The following is a 941-nucleotide window of genomic DNA, read 5'->3' as shown; positions in this document are numbered from 1 at the left end:
CTTCATTGTCGAGAACCAAGCGCACAGCGCGCTCGCGAACCTCAGCGGAAAACTTGTTCGTCGTCTTGCTCATGATGCTCCATCCTACTCAGGAGTTGGAGCCTCCGGCAAACCCGGTGCGGTTCACGCAGCTGGATTTCTGGGGCGCATGCGTCCCGATGCAGCAGCACCGATTCTGACAGGTATGGAGCCTGAGAAGGCATATGCCGCCAGCGCGATTCTTGCCGGCAGAAATGCGCGTGCTCCGAAAGAATAGCAAAACGGCAAGAATAATTTTTTAACATTCTCCGCGCAAAATGGGCGGTACACGGCAGGATTATCGTCAATGATCGGAATAGTTGGTATCGCAGTGATCTTCATTATGGTCTTCGGCGGATATACTGCCGCCGGCGGTAAGCTGGAGATCATTTTAAAAGCTCTGCCATTTGAAATGGCGATGATCGGAGGGGCGGCGGTTGGCGCATTCCTGATCTCAAATGGAATGGCTGGGGTCAAGCAGACAATGCGCGATATCGGAAAAGTATTTCGTGGCCCGCATTGGCGATCTGGCGATTACCGCGATCTTCTTTGCCTGCTATTTGAGCTTGTGCGACTGGCTCGCGCCAATCCCGTGGCACTGGAAGAACACGTAGAGGACCCGGGCGCATCGACGATATTCGGAAAATATCCACGGATTCAGTCAGATCACGATGCGGTTGATCTGATCTGTGATACCTTACGAGCTGCCTCGCTGAATTATGATGATCCACACCAGGTTGAAGAAGTGTTGGACAAGCGAATGGAGGTGCAAATGCAGCACGCCCTTCATTCCAGTGGCTTTGTTGCACTATCCGGCCGGCTCATGGATTCATGTTTGTGAGTCAGCGGGTTAGGTTGGCTCTATGAGCAAGCCGATCCCTCTTTTTCGCACAACGAACTGGTCGAGCTACAGCCGGGCCCTG

2 pseudogenes are annotated in these 941 nt (G+C 53.3%); both read left to right on the top strand.

The features are described from left to right. Nucleotides 1-256: pseudogene (locus tag HOY34_RS21925) on the top strand (hypothetical protein); the annotation flags it as partial. 69 nt (nucleotides 257-325) lie between these two features. Continuing rightward, nucleotides 326-814: pseudogene (locus tag HOY34_RS21785) on the top strand (motility-associated protein); the annotation flags it as partial. Nucleotides 815-941 lie beyond the last annotated feature (127 nt).

Origin of the sequence: Pseudogemmobacter hezensis (assembly GCF_013155295.1) — a bacterium.
Classification (GTDB): domain Bacteria; phylum Pseudomonadota; class Alphaproteobacteria; order Rhodobacterales; family Rhodobacteraceae; genus Pseudogemmobacter; species Pseudogemmobacter hezensis.
Note: the sequence above shows the minus strand (reverse complement) of the source record. Positions and strands in the feature narration are given on the sequence as shown.